The sequence below is a fragment of the Paenibacillus sp. J22P165 genome, assembly GCF_059692015.1.
Genome location: NZ_JCAUAP010000039.1, coordinates 1 through 1767, shown reverse-complemented (window position 1 = coordinate 1767; position 1767 = coordinate 1). Strand labels below are relative to the sequence as shown.

Here is a 1767-nt window from a genome sequence, read left to right as displayed (position 1 = left end):
CTGCCCGTCCCTCGGTTTTAACGGTTTATCTAACGTATTCTCACTCATTCGCAGGATTTCATTACCTTGAAAATGACGACTACTTAGAAAACGAAGTCCTTTGGATAAAATTCTTTATTTATAAGCGTGCGGGAACAGAGGAGCCGTAAAATCCATTCCCCTAAATTTTACTCTACTGCACGCATATTCCACGAATACCTGGAAGTTTACCATCCCATGGCTCTACGGGTCTAAGCCCTAACATTCCATCGTTATACTTTTCCAAGGTGTGGAGACCGATTGCGTTTAGCGGACGGGTCAAAGCCCTACTCGGGCAGGAACTCGGTTCTCCGTGCGTTCTTTATAAAATCCTGCGAATGAGTCAATCTACGTATTATTTGCAGACTTATGCAGCTTGCGCAATGATGTGACTTGCCTTTTCCGGCGTAAATGTTTCACCTTTTTGAACAATGCTAATCAAGATTCGTGCTACTTTTCCAAGCAGTTTAAATACGGATCTGAGCTTCTTCATATGCTTAACCTTAACGTTATACTCATGTAACTCTCGAAATACAGGATTTACACCAATGAGCTGTAGGGTAGCGAGAAACAAATATTTACGTAAGGTAGAATCTCCTCGTTTCGATATGACGATCTGTCCCTTCCGTTTTCCCGACGTACTTTCAGCTAGATTAAGTCCGGCTTTTCGCAGTAACTGACGACCATGAGCATACTGTCCTAGATCACCCGCACCAGCTAAAATCGCTGCAACAAAGATGGGGCCAAGCCCCTTAATGGAGCGAAGCTGACTTGCCATCGGAATCTCATTAAGTATGGCTAGGATTTCCTTCTGCATCTCCTCTAGCATTTCCACGACGCGTTCATACTCTGCGATTAATCGTTCTAAATCTCGCTTTGCCTCAGCTAAAGCCGTAACATCCCCCACGCTCCGCTTGGCTTGAGAAATAAGCTCAGCAGCTTTCTGCGTGCCTGTAGAACCGCCTGCTCTGTGCATATGCTTTCTCCAAGTCGTAATCATATCGGGAATGGATCGTGACGCAAGATCTTGCGGTAATGGTAATTCTTTCAACGTGGCCATAGATCGTTTACAAGACCAATCCTTAAACACCGATGTATACTCTGGGAATCGAATATCTAACCAACGGATAATCCGATTCTGCAACCGGACGCTGTAGGCGACCCAGAACTCCCGATCGCTCATCAGGGTACGTAAACTTTGGAACTCTTGAGCTTGCCTTGTATGTTCATAATAATAACCACGACTGACAATGTCAGCGATGACAAGCGCATCCTTCGGATCACTCTTGGACGGACTATTATCGCGATTCTCCTTGTTTCTTTTGGTCGTGGCTGGATTCACTAGAACGACGTTCGAGCCTTTGCTTGTAAGCCAATTCGCTAAGTTCCACCAATAATGTCCGGTGGGTTCCATGCCAATGATTACACGGTTCAAACGGTGCTTTTGTTGAATTCCCTCTATCCAACGTTGCAGCTTGTCAAAGCCTTCTATGGTATTACTAAATGAGAGGTGTCGATTCGAGAGCACGATTCCACGGAAATTCGTAGCTTGCGCCACATGAGTTTCCTTAGCCATATCGATACCTACAACAAGATGAGATGTGGTAATTCGTTCAATTCGTTGATTTTGTACTTCTGATTGTTTAAAATTCATAATAAGAGCGCCTCCTTGATGGTGTTGGGTTTTAAGCCCGGGACAAACCCATCATACCGAGGCGCTCCTTTTTTGACAAAGGCCATTTCTTAGCC

Annotated in this window: 1 protein-coding gene; it reads right to left on the bottom strand. The window is 44.8% G+C overall.

Annotation, left to right across the window (positions count from 1 at the left end; genetic code table 11):
• Window positions 1–385: 385 nt before the first annotated feature.
• A complete protein-coding gene (locus tag AC58QM_RS35835) occupies window positions 386–1672 on the bottom strand; it encodes an IS110 family RNA-guided transposase (protein WP_497289421.1) in 1287 nt (428 codons plus the stop codon).
• Window positions 1673–1767: the final 95 nt, after the last annotated feature.